Here is a 14,668-nt window from a genome sequence, read left to right as displayed (position 1 = left end):
GTCGCCCAGGGCGCCCGGCGCGTCCAACGCGTCCGGCTCGTCCGGCGCGTCCGGCGACCCGCACCTCCTCCACGACGCCCGTGGGCCTGCCCCTCGCACAGCTCGTCGGGTCGATCGGAGGAGGCCTGCTCACGCTCGTCGCCGACCCACGCGGGCGGACTGTCGACGATGTCACGCTGGCCGAGCCGGGTTCGGGTGTGTTCGGCCAGGCGGGCGACCTGCTCCTCGGGGTCGGGATCGACCGTCCGGCGGACGCTGCGGCGCTCATCGAGGCGGCGGCCGAGGTGGAGGCGGGTGCCGTCGTGCTCCGGCGCGCCGCGGCCCGCAACCCCCAGGTCCGGGCGGCCGCGAACCGCTTCGGCGTCAGCCTCGTCCAGCTCGCCGACCACGCGTCGTGGGCCCACATCGTCTGGCTGCTTCGCGGCGTGCTCGACCGCGCCGCGAGCGGGCCGTCGCTGCGAGCCGAGGGGCCGGTGCTCGACGAGCTGTTCGCGCTGGCCGACGCCTGCGCCGCGCTCGTCGGCGCCCCGATCACGATCGAGGACACGCAGTCTCGAGTGCTCGCGTACTCCTCGACCCAGGACGTCGCCGATCCGGCACGCCTGTCGACGATCGTCGGCAGGCGCGTGCCCGACGAGGTCATCGCCAGCCTGCGGGGACGCGGGGTCTTCCGTCAGCTGGCCACCTCGAGCGCCCCGTTCTTCGTGCCCGCCGGCCGAGGCCTGCGCGCCCGGCTCGTCGTGCCGGTCCGCGCCGGCACCGAGTGGCTGGGCTCGATCTGGGCGGTCATCGACGAGGAGCCGCCCGAGCAGGTGAAAGAGTCTCTCGCGCAGACGGCCTCGGTCGTTGCGCTGCACCTGTTGCGGCAGCGCTCGCAGGCGGACCTGGCCCGTCGGGTGGCGGCCGACCGCCTTCGAGCCGTCGTCAGCGGCGACACCCTCGAGGCCGAGGGCTGGCTGCCACCCGCGCCCTGGCGTGTCGTCGTGCTCGCCGGTGCCCACCAGGTGTCCGGTGACGCGGAGCGCGAGCTCGACGTGTGGGAGTCGGCGGCTCGCCGCCGGTCCTGGCGCCAGCCGTTGCTCGCGATCTTCGACGGCATGGCCCTGGCACTCGTCCGCGACACCCCGGGGAGCGCGGCGCCCGGCACCTGGGAGTGGCTGCTCGGGGTTGTCGAGGAGGTCGCGCTGGTGACCCCGTCGGCATCAGCGAGCGCCGGCGGCTCGGTGAGCCGGACAACCGATCTCGACCGCTCGCGCCGGGAGGCCGGCGAGGTGCGCCGGCTCCGCGACGCCGGCCGGGTGACCGGTCCGGCGATGACCGTCGACGACGCCTGGGCAGCGGTCACGAACGCTCGCGCGCTGAGCGGGATCCGCACCGAGGAGCTGCTCGGTCCGGTCGCGGTCCTGCGCGCCCACGACGAGACCCACGACACGGCATACCTCGAGACGGTCGCGGCGTGGCTCGACCATCCGGGCGACCCCAAGGCCGCGGCAGCGCGAGCGCATGTGCACCCGAACACGCTGCGCTACCGGCTTCAGAAGATGTCGGACGTCGTCGACGTCGACCTGCATGATCCCGAGACGCGCCTCGCACTGCGGCTGCAGCTGCGCGCCCTCGGACACTGACCCCGGGCACCGCTCACGCGCTGCCCATATGCACCGTGCCGTCAGGGTCGACGTGGAGGTTCGGGTTGTGGACGAAGTCCCACCGGAAGCCGTCGGGATCGGCGACGCACGCACTCCACCCGCCCCACTCGCGCTCGGCCGGCTCGGTGACGGTGGTTGCCCCCGCAGCGAGCGCGGCGGCATACCGGCCTCTCACCTCGTCAGGGCTGTCGACGGTGTGCCCGAGCGACATCGGCGGCGCCAGGCGCCCGTGTCCGACGTCGCCGTACTCGCTCGGCATCTGCTCGACGTTCCACAACGCGAGCAGCTGACCCGGGGCGCACTGGACGAAGCTGATGTCGCCGGGGATGTCGAGGATCGAGCGAAAGCCCAGCCCGTCGACATAGAACGTGCGCGATGTCTCGACGTCGCGCACGCCCAACGTGATCGCAGTGACCTCAGGAGGATTCGTCATGCGCCGACGCTAGAGGGCTGCACCGACAACCGCGGTGCCAGTCGGGGGAGGTGCGCCGCTGGCGCACCTCCCCCGACTGTCTGACCGGTACCCCGACTCGGCGGTCGCGTCAGTGGCCGCCACCCAAGAGTTCGCGAACCTCTGACTCGCGGTACCTCCGGTGCCCACCGAGGGTCCGGATCGAAGTCAGCTTTCCTGCCTTGGCCCAACGGGTCACCGTCTTCGGGTCAACCCGGAAGAGGGCCGCGACCTCAGCAGGAGTGAGCAGCTTCTCGGTTTCGTGTCGATCCTGAGTCGTCATTGTCATTTCCCCACCACCCTGTCGCTAGGTGCAGCGACACGCATGCGCCCCAACGGGGGCTCAGTAAAGCAAGGGTAAAGTCTCCAACCGAAAGTTGGCGGTTAAACACTGAAAAAGGGCTGATCGCCCCAGTATCACCCACTTGGTCCCCCAGGCGGTCGGGGTGCCGCCCACGGGCCCAGCCTCCAACCGTCTCGGAGGTCCGAGGGCTCGATCTGCCACCTCGCGCCGAGGTCGCGCACGCCCCCCGGGGGTCGCTCGACACGCTCGCGGCGGACTCTCGGCGGACTCTCGGCAGCCCCACGGTGGGCTGTCGGTGGACTCGCGGCGGCCTCACAGAGGCCCCACACCGGCCTCGCGGCGACCCTGGCGGGCGAGTCGTGGGGTCCGCCGTGGGCATGATTTGCCTGCCTCATGTAGCGTTAGCACCACGAGAACACACACATTCCCGGGGCCGCTACGCGGACATCGAAGAGCCATCCGGTTCTCCGAAGAGCGATGCCGTCCCGGCACGACGCACGAGGGGGTCACGCCATGGGGCGCGGCCGAGCCAAAGCCAAGCAGACCAAGGTCGCACGGCAGCTCAAGTACTACACGCCTGACACGGACTTGAGCGCGCTGGAGCGCGAGCTGCACGGTTCGTCACCACGGGAGCCCGATCACAAGTCGGGGTCCTACGACGAGAACGACTACGACGACTACGGGAAATGGGCCGCCGGCGAGCGTTGAGCTCGCCCTCCATCTCCACCACCTCGTGCGTCGGGTGAGACCACTCGGCCGGCGATGGTGGCTGCCCCGAGCCGTCCGAGGGCGTCCCGAGGCTTCCCCAAGGGTGTCCTGAGGCTGCTCGGGCCGTGGTCGGCGAAGGTGCGTGACGGGGCCGGTGCTCAGGCCGACGGGTGTGTCCCGACGACCTGCACCGCGCCCCCGTCCACGCCCTTGGCTCCCCTGACGACCTCGACTCCGTCGACGACGAGGCCCTCTGCGTACGCGTGCTCCTCGGTGGTCACGCTCCCGAGCAGCCACGCCCGTATGCCGTGTGCCTCGCTGACCTCGACCGTGCGGTCCGCCTGCGCCTGGGGCAGCACGGCGACGAAGCCGACGCCCTGGTTGAGGGTGCGCTCGAGGTCGGCCTGCGGCACCCGGCCGAGGGCCTGCACCGTCCGGAAGACCGCCGGAGGATCCCACGTGCCGCGGTCGAGACGCGCGAACATCCCGGCCGGGAGCACCCGCGCGAGGTTCGCCGCGAGCCCGCCACCGGTGATGTGGCTCAGGGCGTGCACGTCGACCCCCTCGGTGTCGATGAGGTCGAGCAGCGGCTTGGTGTAGATCCGGGTGGGCTCGAGCAGCTCCTCGCCGAGCGTCCGGCCGAAGTCGTCGACCTGCCGGTCGAGGGACCAGCCTGCGGCGTCGACGACCCGCCGCACCAGGCTGTAGCCGTTGCTGTGCAGGCCGCTGCTCGCGAGCGCGACGACGACGTCGCCGTCGGCCACTCGGTGCGGACCGAGCACAGCGGCATACTCCACGACTCCGGTCGCGGCGCCGGCCACGTCGTACTCGTCGGGCTCGAGCAGCCCTGGGTGCTCGGCGGTCTCGCCGCCGACGAGCGCCACTCCGGCCTCCTCGCAGGCGCGGGCGATGCCCCCGACGATCGCGGCGATCCGTTCGGGGACGACCTTGCCCGTGGCGATGTAGTCGGTCATGAAGAGCGGCTCGGCGCCGCAGACGACGATGTCGTCGACGACCATCCCGACGAGGTCGAACCCGATCGTGTCGTGCTTGTCCATCGCCTGCGCGATCGCGACCTTCGTGCCGACGCCGTCGGTGGAGGTGGCCAGGACCGGGCGGGTCATCCGTGCGATCGCGCTCGCATCGAACATCCCGGCGAACCCGCCGAGCCCGCCGATGACCTCCGGCCGGGTCGCGCGGCGCACCGACTCCTTCATCAGCTCGACGGCCTTGTCACCCGCCTCGACGTCGACTCCGGCTGCGGCATACGTGATCGGGCGCTCACTCACCCGCAAAGCCTACCGACGGTCGGCCCACCCCCGACCGGGTCCCCTCAAGGGTGCTGAAGCGCGTTCTCGCCGCCCGCGCCGACTCCGAGGCTGACGCCCTCGACGTCGACGGAGCGGTCATGACCGGTGCGGACGGTCATCGGCAGCGTCTCGAGCACGTGCTTGCCGATGTTGCCGTCCTCGGGCAGCTCGATCGGGTAGCGCCCGGTGAAGCACGCCGTGCAGAGCTCGTCTGCCGGCTGCCCGGTGGCCTCGATCATGCCGTCCTCCGAGATGTACCCCAGCGAGTCGGCGCCGATCGAGGCGCGAATCTCCTCGACTCCGAGGCCGGTGGCGATCAGCTCGGCGCGCGTCGCGAAGTCGATGCCGTAGAAGCAGGGCCACTGCACGGGAGGCGACGAGATGCGCACGTGCACCTCGGCGGCACCGGCCTCGCGCAGCATCCGGATCTGCGCCCGCTGAGTGTTGCCGCGCACGATCGAGTCGTCGACGACGACCAGCCGCTTGCCGCGGATCGTGTGCTCGAGAGGGTTCAGCTTGAGCCGGATGCCCAGCTGGCGCAGGGTCTGCGAAGGCTGGATGAAGGTGCGTCCGACGTACGCGTTCTTGACGAAGCCCTGGCCGAACGGGATGCCCGATTCCTGCGAGTAGCCCACGGCCGCAGGCACGCCCGACTCCGGGACCCCGATGACGAGGTCGGCGTCGACAGCGTGCTCGCGGGCCAGGACCCGCCCCATCTCGACGCGGGCCTCGTGCACGACGCGCCCACGGATCACCGCGTCGGGCCGGGCGAGGTAGACGTACTCGAAGACGCACCCCTTCGGCTGCGGCGTCGCGAACTTGTGCGAGCGCAGGCCGTTCTCGTCGATGGCAATGAGCTCGCCCGGCTCCACCTCGCGGATCACGGACGCGCCGATCGTCTGCAGGGCGGCCGTCTCGGAAGCCACGACCCAGCCCCGCTCGAGGCGGCCGAGCGCGAGGGGTCGCACCCCCCACGGGTCGCGGGCGGCATACAGGGTCTGCTCGTCCATGAAGATGAAGGAGAACGCGCCGCGCAGCTTGGGAAGCAGCTCGAGCGCGGCCTGCTCGGGCGTGCGGTCCTCGTTGGACGCGAGGAGCGTCGTGACGAGCGCCGTGTCGGACGTGTTGCCGCGGGCCAGCTCGCCGGTGACCCGGGAGTCGCCGAAGTGCTCGTCGACCAGGGCCTTGAGCTCGACGGTGTTGATGAGGTTGCCGTTGTGGGCCAGGGCGATCGTGCTGTGGCCGGTCCCGCCGAGGGTCGGCTGGGCGTTCTCCCAGGTGGAGCCGCCGGTCGTCGAGTAGCGCGTGTGGCCGATCGCGATGTGTCCTCGCAGCGACGACAGCGCCGTCTCGTCGAACACCTGCGACACGAGGCCCATGTCCTTGTAGACCAGGATCTTCTCGCCGTCGCCGGTGGCGATGCCCGCCGACTCCTGCCCGCGGTGCTGCAGGGCGTAGAGCCCGAAGTACGTCAGCTTCGCGACGTCCTCTCCTGGGGCCCAGACACCGAAGACCCCGCAGGCGTCCTGCGGGCCCTTCTCGCCGGGGATGAGGTCATGGTTCAACCGACCGTCGCCACGTGCCACTGCCCCAGTGTCCCACACGCGGAGCGACGTCCCGGACGCCCGCGTAGGCCGCCGAGTCGAGCGAGCACGTGCGCAAGAGCGCGAAGGGCCGAGCTCCGCTGGCCCGCACCGGTCACGAGCGGAGCGCGAACTCCTCGAGCACCTCGTAGCGCGGGCGCCGCCCGCGCCCCTCCCCGAGATGCGACTCGACCAGCGCCAGTCGATCGGCGACCCACGCGGGGCCCTCGTACGCGTCCAGCGCGCGGATCCAGCGTGTCGCCTCCGTCGGCCGGTGGAACCGCCCGAGCGTGACATGAGGGTGGAAGCGCGCGCCGTCCGGGGTCGCGCCGACGGAGTTCGCCGCGGACCGTATGCCGTCCGCCAGCGTGCCCAGGTCACCGCGCAGCTGCTCGACCCCGGTCCAGAGGACGCGAGCGGCATACGGGTTCGGAAAGGCGCCGGCACCGGCGAGCTGGAGGATGAGGTGGTCGTGCCTTGCGGCGGAGTGCTCGACGGCCTGGGTGAGGTCGTCGAGGCGCCACTCGGGCATCGAGCCGAGGAACGCGAGCGTGACGTGCCACTGGTGCCGGTCGGTCCATCGGAGCTCGGCCTGCGGGGTGTCGGCCTCGCGGCGCGGCGTGACGTGCGCCTCGAGGTCGTCGAGCGCGTCATCCGGAGGGACCACCGCGACGAAGAGCCTCATCAGGCCTCCACGGGATTGCTTCGCTGCGGCGCGTGCCGCGACGCCTTGTGGGCCTTGCCTTCCTCCGCTCCGCTCGCTCGTTCCTCGCTCTCTGCGCTGCGTCCAGGCAACGCCGGCGCCGCGGCAGCCCCGGACGCGATGAGGGCATCGACGTCCTCGATGCCCCAGGCGGCGAGCGCCTCGCGGGTGTCGGCGCCGACCGCCGGCGGTGGCGTCGTCAGGGCCGCCGGGGTGCGCGAGAAGCGGGGCGCGGGTGCGGGCTGGACCACGCCGTGGTGCTGGACGTACGTCCCGCGCGCGGCGAGGTGCGGGTGCGAGGGCGCCTCGGCGTAGCTGAGGACGGGCTCCACACATGCGTCCGTGCCCTCGAACACCGCGGTCCACTCGGTGCGCGTGCGTGTGCGAAAGCGGTCGGCGAACAGTGCTCGCAGCTCCGGCCACTGGCTCGGGTCGAGGCGGTCCGGGGCTGAGCCGGCGAGCCCGACCAGCCGGAGGAACTCGTCGTAGAACGCCTGCTCGAGCGGGCCGACCGCCATCCAGCCACCGTCGCTGGTCTCGTACACGTCGTAGAACGGCGCGCCGGTGTCGAGCAGGTTCGTGCCGCGCTGCTCGGACCACGCGCCGCCGGACACCAGGCCGACGACGAGTGAGGACACGTGAGCCGTGCCGTCGACGATCGCCGCGTCGACGACCTGGCCGTGCCCGCTCGTGCGTGCCTCGACGAGGGCGGCGAGGATGCCGGCGACCAGGTACATCGCTCCCCCGCCGAAGTCTCCGACGAGGTTCACCGGCACCTGCGGCGGGCCACCGGCGCGGCCGATTGCGCCGAGCGCACCGGTGATCGCGACGTATCCGATGTCATGGCCTGCCGCCTGCGCGAGAGGACCCTCCTGCCCCCACCCGGTCATCCGGCCGTACACGAGTCGCGGGTTGAGGGCGAAGCAGTCATCGGGGCCGAGGCCGAGCCGCTCGGCCACGCCCGGCCGGTAGCCCTCGATGAGGACGTCGGCGCGCGCGACGAGCTCACGCGCGGTCGCGAGGCCGTTCGGGTGCTTGAGGTCGAGCACGACCGAGGGGCGACCCCGTCGCAGCAGGTCCGCCTCCTGCGGCACCGGCACCGGCATCGGCGGCGGGCCGGGTCGGTCGAGCCGGATCACGTCGGCGCCGAGGTCGGCCAGGAACATCGCCGCGAACGGCGACGGCCCGATGCCAGCGAGCTCGACGACCCGGATGCCGGTGAGCGGGCCCGACCGGGCCGTTCGACCCTCCGTCTCAGGATGCGTCTTAGGGCGCGCCTCAGGGCGCGCCACCGGCCCGGCCGCGGGCTCGGTCACGAGCGGCCGCGGCCCGTCCGGTCGAGCAGGACCGCGAGGATGCCGGCGACGCCCGCCCCGAGGAAGGCGCCCAGGGCCGCGAGGAAGAGGACTGCCGTGCCGACGTCGAACGTCTTGCCCTCCGGGTAGCTCGGGCCGCCAGGGTCGCGGAGCCCGAAGACGATCCCGGCGACGAGCCCGATGAGTGTCCCGGTCAGCAGGAAGCGCTTGAAGTTCGGCGTGCGCGGGGTCTCAGGACTCACGGCTCAAGGTTAAGCGATGCCAGCGGCAACAGACCTTCGAGGTGGGCTCGCTGGCCGCTCGCCCTGACCTTCGCGGCCGCCACTGCCTCGTCCCAGCTCAGGTCACCGACGGCCAGCCGCAACCAGGTGGCCGCGTCGGTCTCGATGACGTTCGGCGGCGTGCCGCGCGTGTGGACCGGACCCTCGATGCACTGGACGGCGCCATGTGGCGGCACTCGCACCTCGACCGTGCGTCCGGGCGCGGCCGACGCCAGCTCCTCCAGCGTGTAGCGCACCGCGGTGGCCGTGGTGGCGCGATCGGCCGCAAAGCCGGCTGCACGGCATACCTCGAGGGCAGCGATGCCCTCGGCGACTGGGGTGCGGCGGCGTGGAGGCATCGCTGCAGGCTATCCGTGCGGCCGGGTCAGCGCAGGCGCGGGATGACGTCGGCCGCGACGGTGTCGAGCGTGGCCTGCACGCCCTGGAACGGGTCGGTCGAGCGTGGCCAGTGCGTGATGACGTCGGTGAAGCCCAGCTCGGCCGCGCGGCCCGCGGCGTGCTCGAACGCGCCGACGCTGCTCAGAGAGAACGTCGGAGCGGAGTCGAGGTTGAGGTAGCGGTCCAGACCTGCCGCGTCGCGACCGGCCGAGGCGAGCGCCTCGTCGACCCTCGTGCTGAGGGCGCCGATGAGCGCCCACCACTCGTCGTCGGTGTCGGCGTTGCCGCCGTAGGTCATCCAGCCGTCGCCGCGCTCCACGGCGAGACGGATCGCCTTGGGCCCGTTGGCGGCGATGACGAGCGGCACGCGCGGCCCCTCGGGCAGCCCCCGCACCGGTCCGGGGCGGGTCAGGACGTCACGAGCGCCGTAGAACTCGCCGTCGGCGGTGACCCGCTCCTCCCGCAGCAGCCGGTCCAGGAGGCTGGTGAACTCGTGGAAGCGGGCGGTGCGCCGCGCGAGCGACAGGTCATCGCCGGTGATCTGCGAGTCGAGGTCGCCACCGGAGCCGATGCCGAGGATGAACCGGCTCCTGGAGATGTCGTCGAGCGCGAGGATCTCGCGCATGAACTGAACGGGATGGTGGTTGTTGGGCGACGACACGAACGTGCCGAGGCGCGCCGTGCTCGTGACCGCGGCGGCCGCCGCGAGGGTGGGCATCGCTGCGAACCACGGCGACTCGGGCAGCCCACCCCAGGTCATGTGGTCGAACGTCCAGAGATGGTCGAAGCCCATCGTGTCGGCCTCGCGCCACATCGGCTCGGCCACCGACCACGCGTGCTCCGGCAGGATCGCCAGTCCGAATCGCATCCTCCGACCGTAGCCTGATGCGGTGACAGGGAACGCGACAGAGAAGCCCATCGCCGAGCCTATTGAGCCCATCGCGGAGCCCATCGCAAGGCCCCCCTCGGACCCCCGGCCGCGCTGGGACGCCGAGGCCGTCCTTGCAGCCTCGAACGAGTGGTCGTGGGTGCCCGAGGGCGCGCCGCACGTCCGAACCGGCGAGCTGCTCGTCGTCGCCTACCCCGGACACTTCCTCACCCCGACGGTGGCGCGGGTCTTCGGCTCGGAGCGGGATCCTGTCGAGCTCGTCGACGAGGTGCACGACATCGCCCGCAGCTTCGGCCGAGACCGGCTCTGGTGGCACCTGGCCGACACGACCCGCCCGGCCGGGCTCGAGGCCGAGGTCCTGCGTCGCGGCGGCGAGGTCGTCGAGCGGATGGACGTCCTCGCCTTCGTCCTCGCGGGCGCCTCGCTCCCGGACCTCGGCGTCCCCGGAACCGTGACGGTCCGCCGCGTCGCCGACGCCGAGTCGACGCGCGACGCGCTGGTCGTGAGCCAGGCGGCGTTCGGCGGGCCGGACCCGACGGAGGAGATGGTGCAGGAGAGCCTCGCCGAGATCCGCACCGGCCTGGACGACGCCAGCACCGGTCGGGTCGTCGCCTACCTCGGCGGCCGCCCGGCGAGCACCGGCGGCTGGGCGATGGCCGGCGACGTATGCCGTCTCTGGGGGGCCGGCACCCACCCTGACCTCCGCGGGCGGGGCACCTACCGTGCAGTGCTCGCCGCGCGGCTCGAGCTCGCCGCGCAGGTCGGTGCCACGCTGGCCCTGACCCACGGGCGCGTGGAGACGTCGTCGCCGATCCTGCGGCAGGTCGGGTTCAGCCGCTTCGGCGAGCAGCGCCAGCTCGTCATCGACCTGTGAGCGACGCCGGTCACCCCGCCTCCAGGATCTCGCTGGAGTGGGACGGACGCCGCGGCGTCACGGTCCACCTGGACGGCTCGCCCCAGTCGCACGTCCAGCCCGACGAGCCGACGCTGCTCGTCTTCGAGTACGTCCAGCACCTGGCTCTCGTGATCGACGCCCTGCCACCCGGACCGCTCGCGGTGACCCATGTCGGCGGTGCCGGCCTCACACTGCCGCGCTATCTCGAGGCGACGCGCCCCGGCTCCGCCCAGATCGTCCTCGAACCGGACGCCGATCTGACCGCCTTGGTACGCAAGGAGATTCCACTCCCCCGCCGCCACCGCATCCGGGTCCGGCCTGTCGACGGGCTGTCGGGCATCCATGCCCTCGGCACCGCTTCTGCCGATGTCGTCATCACCGACGCGTATGCCGCAGGGCGCGTCCCAGCGGAGCTGACCTCGGCGGCATACCTCCTCCAGGTGGCGCGCGTAGTGCGCCCGACCGGCGTGGCCCTGTGGAACCTCGCTGACGAGCCTGGACTGCGCTGGGCGGCAAGGGTGCTCGCGACGATTCAGACTGCGCTCCCCCACGTCGCGCTGATCGCTACTCACGAGGTGCTCAAGGGCAAGCGCTTCGGCAACGCCGTCGTGGTGGCGAGCCCCTCCGCCCTGCCGGAGGAACGGCTGCGGCGGGACGTCGCGCGCGCCAACCTGGCCACCGGCATTCGCCTCGGTGACGCCCTCGACCGGCTGGTCGCCGGCGCAAGACCGTTCGGCGACGAAGGTCAGGCGAGCCCGCCTCCACCCGACGCGCGTGGTTGGCGGGTTATCTGACCTTCGATGCTCGCCCGACGACGACGGCCCCTACCCGGATGCCGGGAGGGGCCGTCGTGGTGAGGGTCAGGCGCCGAAGACCGCAGGCAGTGTGAACTCGTGAGCCGACTTCAGCTCGGACACGGAGACCGAGAACAGACCGGGGATCTCGAGGTCACGCCCGCCGGTGACGCCGATGCGCACGTGCGGGACGTCGCCGAGCAGAGCCTCGAACTCGGCCGCGTGCCCCGGCCGCACTGCGACCATGGCGCGGGCGCTCGACTCGGAGAAGAGAGCGGTGAATGCATCGAGCGGCGCACCCGTGTCCGTGACGCCCACATGGTCCAGGCCGTCGACGATCACGCCGACCCCATGGCGCATCGTGGCCTCCGCGAGCGCGATGGCCAGGCCGCCGTCGGACAGGTCGTGCGCGCACTCGACGAGACCGGCCCCGGCCGCCGCGACGAGCGCGGAGCCGAGCGCCTTCTCGGCGGCGAGGTCGACCCTCGGCGGCAGGCCGCCGAGGTGCTTGTGGATGACGTGCGCCCACTCGGACCCGTCGAGCTCGTCGCGGGTCGTGCCGAGCAGGTAGACGTGTGCGTCGTCGCTGCGGAAGCCGGAGCCCGAGCGCTTGGACACGTCCTCCATGACACCGAGCACGCCGATCACGGGAGTCGGGTGGATCGCCACGTCGCCGGTCTGGTTGTAGAACGACACGTTGCCGCCGGTGACCGGGATCCCGAGGAAGCGGCAGCCCTCTGCGATGCCACGGATGGACTCGCGGAACTGCCACATCACGCCCGGGTCCTCCGGCGACCCGAAGTTGAGGCAGTCGGTGACGGCGAGCGGGGCGGCGCCGGCGGTGGCGACGTTGCGGTACGCCTCGGCGAGCGCCAGCTGCGCGCCGGCATACGGGTCGAGCTTGGCGAACCGCCCGTTGCAGTCGGTCGCGACGGCGACCCCGCGGCCGGTCTCCTCGTCGACACGGACCACGCCCGCGTCGTCGGGCTGAGCGAGCGCGGTGTTGCCGAGCACGTAGCGGTCGTACTGGTCGGTGACCCACGACTTGTCGCAGAGGTTCGGTGAGCCGATCAGCGTGAGCAGCTGCTGGCGGACCTCGTCGCCGCTCTTGGGACGCGGGAGCGTGGAGGAGCCGTTGGCGTTCAGCTCGTCGAGGTATGCCGGCCGGCTGAGCGGGCGGTTGTACGTCGGCCCCTCGTGCGCGACCGAGCGCGGCGGGACGTCGACGATGACCTCGCCGTGCCAGGTGATGACGAGGTTGTCACCGTCGGTGACCTCGCCGATGACGGTGGCCTCGACGTCCCAGCGGCGCGTGATCGCCATGAACTCGTCGACCTTGTCAGGCTCGACGACGGCCATCATCCGCTCCTGCGACTCCGACATCAGGATCTCGTGCGGCTCGAGGCTGGCATCCCGCAGCGGGACGAGATCGAGCTCCACCCGCATGCCGCCGTCCCCGTTGGACGCGAGCTCGCTGGTGGCGCAAGAGAGCCCGGCACCGCCAAGGTCCTGGATGCCGGCGACGACGCCCGCGGCATACAGGTCGAGACAGCACTCGATGAGCACCTTCTCGGCGAACGGGTCGCCGACCTGCACCGCGGGACGCTTGGCCGGGCCACCGGCCTCGAACGTCTCCGACGCGAGGACCGAGACGCCGCCGATGCCGTCGCCACCGGTCTTGGCGCCGAACAGGATCACCTTGTTGCCGACACCGGTCGCCTTGGCCAGGTGGATGTCCTCGACGCGCATGGCGCCGACACAGAGGGCGTTGACGAGCGGGTTGCCCTGGTAGCAGTCGTCGAAGACGACCTCCCCGCCGATGTTCGGCAGGCCGAGGCAGTTGCCGTAGCCACCGACGCCGGCGACCACGCCGGGGAGCACGCGCTGGGTGTCGGGGTGGTGCAGGTTGCCGAACCGGAGCGGGTCCATCACCGCGATCGGTCGCGCACCCATCGACATGATGTCGCGAACGATGCCGCCGACGCCGGTCGCAGCGCCCTGGTACGGCTCGACGTAGGACGGGTGGTTGTGCGACTCCACCTTGAAGGTGACCGCCCAGCCGTCGCCGATGTCGACGACGCCGGCGTTCTCGCCGATCCCGACGAGGAGCTTCTTGCGCATCTCGTCAGTGGTGTTCTCGCCCCAGAGCTTGAAGTGGATCTTGCTCGACTTGTAGGAGCAGTGCTCCGACCACATGACGGAGTACATCGCCAGCTCGGCGATGGTCGGGCGGCGGCCGATGATCTCGCGGATGTTGGCGTACTCGTCGGACTTGAGCCCGAGCTCGGCCCAGGGCTGCTCGACCTCCGGGGAGTGCGCCGCGTGCGCGACGGTGTCGAGCTCGGCCTGCTGTGCGGTGTCGGTCATGCGTTGGCTGCGCTCTCCAAGGTGTGCTTGATCAGCGAGGTGAAGAAGGCCCGCCCGTCGAGGCTGGGGCCATAGCCCTCCTCGACCGCGTGCTCGGGGTGCGGCATAAGGCCGACGATGTTGCCTCGCTCGTTGGTGATGCCCGCAATGTGGCGGTATGAGCCGTTGGGGTTGCGGCCCTGCTCGTCGGGCACGTACCGGAACACGACGCGGCCCTCGCCCTCGAGCGCGTCGAGCGTCTTCTCGTCGGCGACGAAGCCGCCCTCGCCGTTCTTGAGGACGATGGTGATCTCCTGGCCGACCTCGAAGTCTGCGGTCCAGGCGGTCGAGGTGTTCTCGACGACGAGGCGCTGGTCGACGCAGTTGAACTTGCGGTGGTCGTTGCGGATCAGCGCGCCGGGCAGCAGGTGGCTCTCGGTGAGCACCTGGAAGCCGTTGCAGATGCCGAGTACGGGGAGGCCGCCTTGGGCGGCCGGGACGAGGACGTCCATGACCGGGGCGAAGCGGGCGATGGCGCCGCAGCGCAGGTAGTCGCCGTAGGAGAAACCACCGGGAAGGATGACGGCGTCGACGCCCTTGAGGTCGTCGTCCCCGTGCCAGAGGGAGACGGCCTCGCCGCCGCACTCGCGCACCGCGCGCGCCGCGTCGCGGTCATCGAGCGAGCCCGGGAAGGTGACGACGCCGACCTTCACTGGCCGTCGGCCTTGCTCGCGGCTGCGGCCCGCGGCCGTCGCACGGCCGTCTTCTTCGCCGGCTCGTCGAGCGAGCGGACGGAGACGACGTCCTCGATGACGGGGTTGGACAGGAGCTTCTCGGCGGCCTCGCGGGCGGCGGCGAGGTGCTCGTCGGTGACGTCACCGTCGACCGTGAGGACGAAGCGCTTGCCCTGTCGCACGTCGGTGAAGCCGTCGAACCCGAGCCGAGGGAGCGCGCCGCCGACGGCCTGTCCCTGGGGGTCGAGGATCTCGGGCTTGAGCATGACGTCGACGACGATGCTTCCCATGCGTTGCTGCTCTCCCTGTGGTGTATGCCGTGGGGCGGGC

Annotated in this window: 16 protein-coding genes; 4 read left to right on the top strand and 12 right to left on the bottom strand. The window is 71.7% G+C overall.

Annotation, left to right across the window (positions count from 1 at the left end):
• Positions 1-80 precede the first annotated feature (80 nt).
• Complete coding sequence (locus ACYVLP_RS24895) at positions 81-1,625, top strand: PucR family transcriptional regulator (RefSeq protein ID WP_460629972.1); 1,545 nt, start codon at positions 81-83, stop codon at positions 1,623-1,625.
• A 13-nt stretch (positions 1,626-1,638) separates the two neighbouring features.
• Here ACYVLP_RS24895 and ACYVLP_RS24890 read toward each other — a convergent pair whose 3' ends face one another.
• Positions 1,639-2,079: a VOC family protein gene (locus ACYVLP_RS24890; protein ID WP_460629971.1), complete on the bottom strand. Its 441-nt coding sequence runs from the start codon at positions 2,077-2,079 to the stop codon at positions 1,639-1,641.
• A 109-nt stretch (positions 2,080-2,188) separates the two neighbouring features.
• The gene (locus tag ACYVLP_RS24885; RefSeq protein ID WP_452271445.1) at positions 2,189-2,380 is read right to left on the bottom strand and encodes a BldC family transcriptional regulator; all 192 of its coding nucleotides are present in this window, start codon (positions 2,378-2,380) and stop codon (positions 2,189-2,191) included.
• A 534-nt stretch (positions 2,381-2,914) separates the two neighbouring features.
• Here ACYVLP_RS24885 and ACYVLP_RS24880 point away from each other — a divergent pair.
• Complete coding sequence (locus ACYVLP_RS24880; protein WP_460629970.1) at positions 2,915-3,109, top strand: DUF3073 domain-containing protein; 195 nt, start codon at positions 2,915-2,917, stop codon at positions 3,107-3,109.
• A 158-nt stretch (positions 3,110-3,267) separates the two neighbouring features.
• Here ACYVLP_RS24880 and purM read toward each other — a convergent pair whose 3' ends face one another.
• From purM to ACYVLP_RS24845, 7 genes are all read right to left on the bottom strand, one after another.
• Positions 3,268-4,398, bottom strand: coding sequence for a phosphoribosylformylglycinamidine cyclo-ligase (gene purM / locus ACYVLP_RS24875; RefSeq protein WP_460629969.1), 1,131 nt, complete (start codon positions 4,396-4,398; stop codon positions 3,268-3,270).
• A gap of 44 nt (positions 4,399-4,442) precedes the next feature.
• The gene (purF, locus tag ACYVLP_RS24870) at positions 4,443-6,005 is read right to left on the bottom strand and encodes an amidophosphoribosyltransferase (protein WP_460629968.1); all 1,563 of its coding nucleotides are present in this window, start codon (positions 6,003-6,005) and stop codon (positions 4,443-4,445) included.
• 112 nt (positions 6,006-6,117) lie between these two features.
• The gene (gene thpR / locus ACYVLP_RS24865; RefSeq protein ID WP_460629967.1) at positions 6,118-6,687 is read right to left on the bottom strand and encodes an RNA 2',3'-cyclic phosphodiesterase; all 570 of its coding nucleotides are present in this window, start codon (positions 6,685-6,687) and stop codon (positions 6,118-6,120) included.
• Complete coding sequence (locus tag ACYVLP_RS24860) at positions 6,687-8,021, bottom strand: CaiB/BaiF CoA transferase family protein (RefSeq protein WP_460629966.1); 1,335 nt, start codon at positions 8,019-8,021, stop codon at positions 6,687-6,689. The genes thpR and ACYVLP_RS24860 overlap by 1 nt, the downstream gene beginning before the upstream one ends.
• Complete coding sequence (locus tag ACYVLP_RS24855; protein WP_460629965.1) at positions 8,018-8,263, bottom strand: hypothetical protein; 246 nt, start codon at positions 8,261-8,263, stop codon at positions 8,018-8,020. The genes ACYVLP_RS24860 and ACYVLP_RS24855 overlap by 4 nt, the downstream gene beginning before the upstream one ends.
• Positions 8,260-8,640 carry a sterol carrier family protein gene (locus ACYVLP_RS24850; protein ID WP_460629964.1) on the bottom strand — a complete coding sequence of 127 codons (381 nt, stop codon included), beginning with the start codon at positions 8,638-8,640 and terminating at the stop codon, positions 8,260-8,262. The genes ACYVLP_RS24855 and ACYVLP_RS24850 overlap by 4 nt, the downstream gene beginning before the upstream one ends.
• Before the next feature lie 26 nt (positions 8,641-8,666).
• A complete protein-coding gene (locus ACYVLP_RS24845; protein WP_460629963.1) occupies positions 8,667-9,548 on the bottom strand; it encodes an LLM class flavin-dependent oxidoreductase in 882 nt (293 codons plus the stop codon).
• Positions 9,549-9,570: 22 nt separating this feature from the next.
• On the opposite strand from ACYVLP_RS24845, the gene ACYVLP_RS24840 reads away from it, so the two are divergent.
• Positions 9,571-10,443, top strand: a complete 873-nt coding sequence (locus ACYVLP_RS24840; protein WP_460629962.1) for a hypothetical protein — start codon at positions 9,571-9,573, stop codon at positions 10,441-10,443.
• Entirely contained in the window at positions 10,440-11,258 is an 819-nt protein-coding gene (locus tag ACYVLP_RS24835) for a spermidine synthase (RefSeq protein ID WP_460629961.1), read from the top strand. Before ACYVLP_RS24840 ends, ACYVLP_RS24835 begins: the two co-directional genes overlap by 4 nt.
• Before the next feature lie 66 nt (positions 11,259-11,324).
• Here the strand turns inward: ACYVLP_RS24835 and purL are convergent, their stop codons facing one another.
• The 3 genes from purL to purS are packed head-to-tail and all read right to left on the bottom strand — an operon-like array spanning position 11,325 to position 14,628.
• Positions 11,325-13,625 (bottom strand): phosphoribosylformylglycinamidine synthase subunit PurL, encoded by a 2,301-nt coding sequence (gene purL / locus ACYVLP_RS24830; RefSeq protein WP_460629960.1) that lies wholly within the window; start codon positions 13,623-13,625, stop codon positions 11,325-11,327.
• Complete coding sequence (gene purQ, locus ACYVLP_RS24825; RefSeq protein WP_460629959.1) at positions 13,622-14,317, bottom strand: phosphoribosylformylglycinamidine synthase subunit PurQ; 696 nt, start codon at positions 14,315-14,317, stop codon at positions 13,622-13,624. The genes purL and purQ overlap by 4 nt, the downstream gene beginning before the upstream one ends.
• Positions 14,314-14,628, bottom strand: coding sequence for a phosphoribosylformylglycinamidine synthase subunit PurS (gene purS, locus ACYVLP_RS24820; RefSeq protein ID WP_460629958.1), 315 nt, complete (start codon positions 14,626-14,628; stop codon positions 14,314-14,316). The genes purQ and purS overlap by 4 nt, the downstream gene beginning before the upstream one ends.
• Between the last annotated feature and the right edge of the window lie 40 nt (positions 14,629-14,668).

The organism is Intrasporangium mesophilum (genome assembly GCF_054783095.1).
Note: the sequence above shows the minus strand (reverse complement) of the source record. Positions and strands in the feature narration are given on the sequence as shown.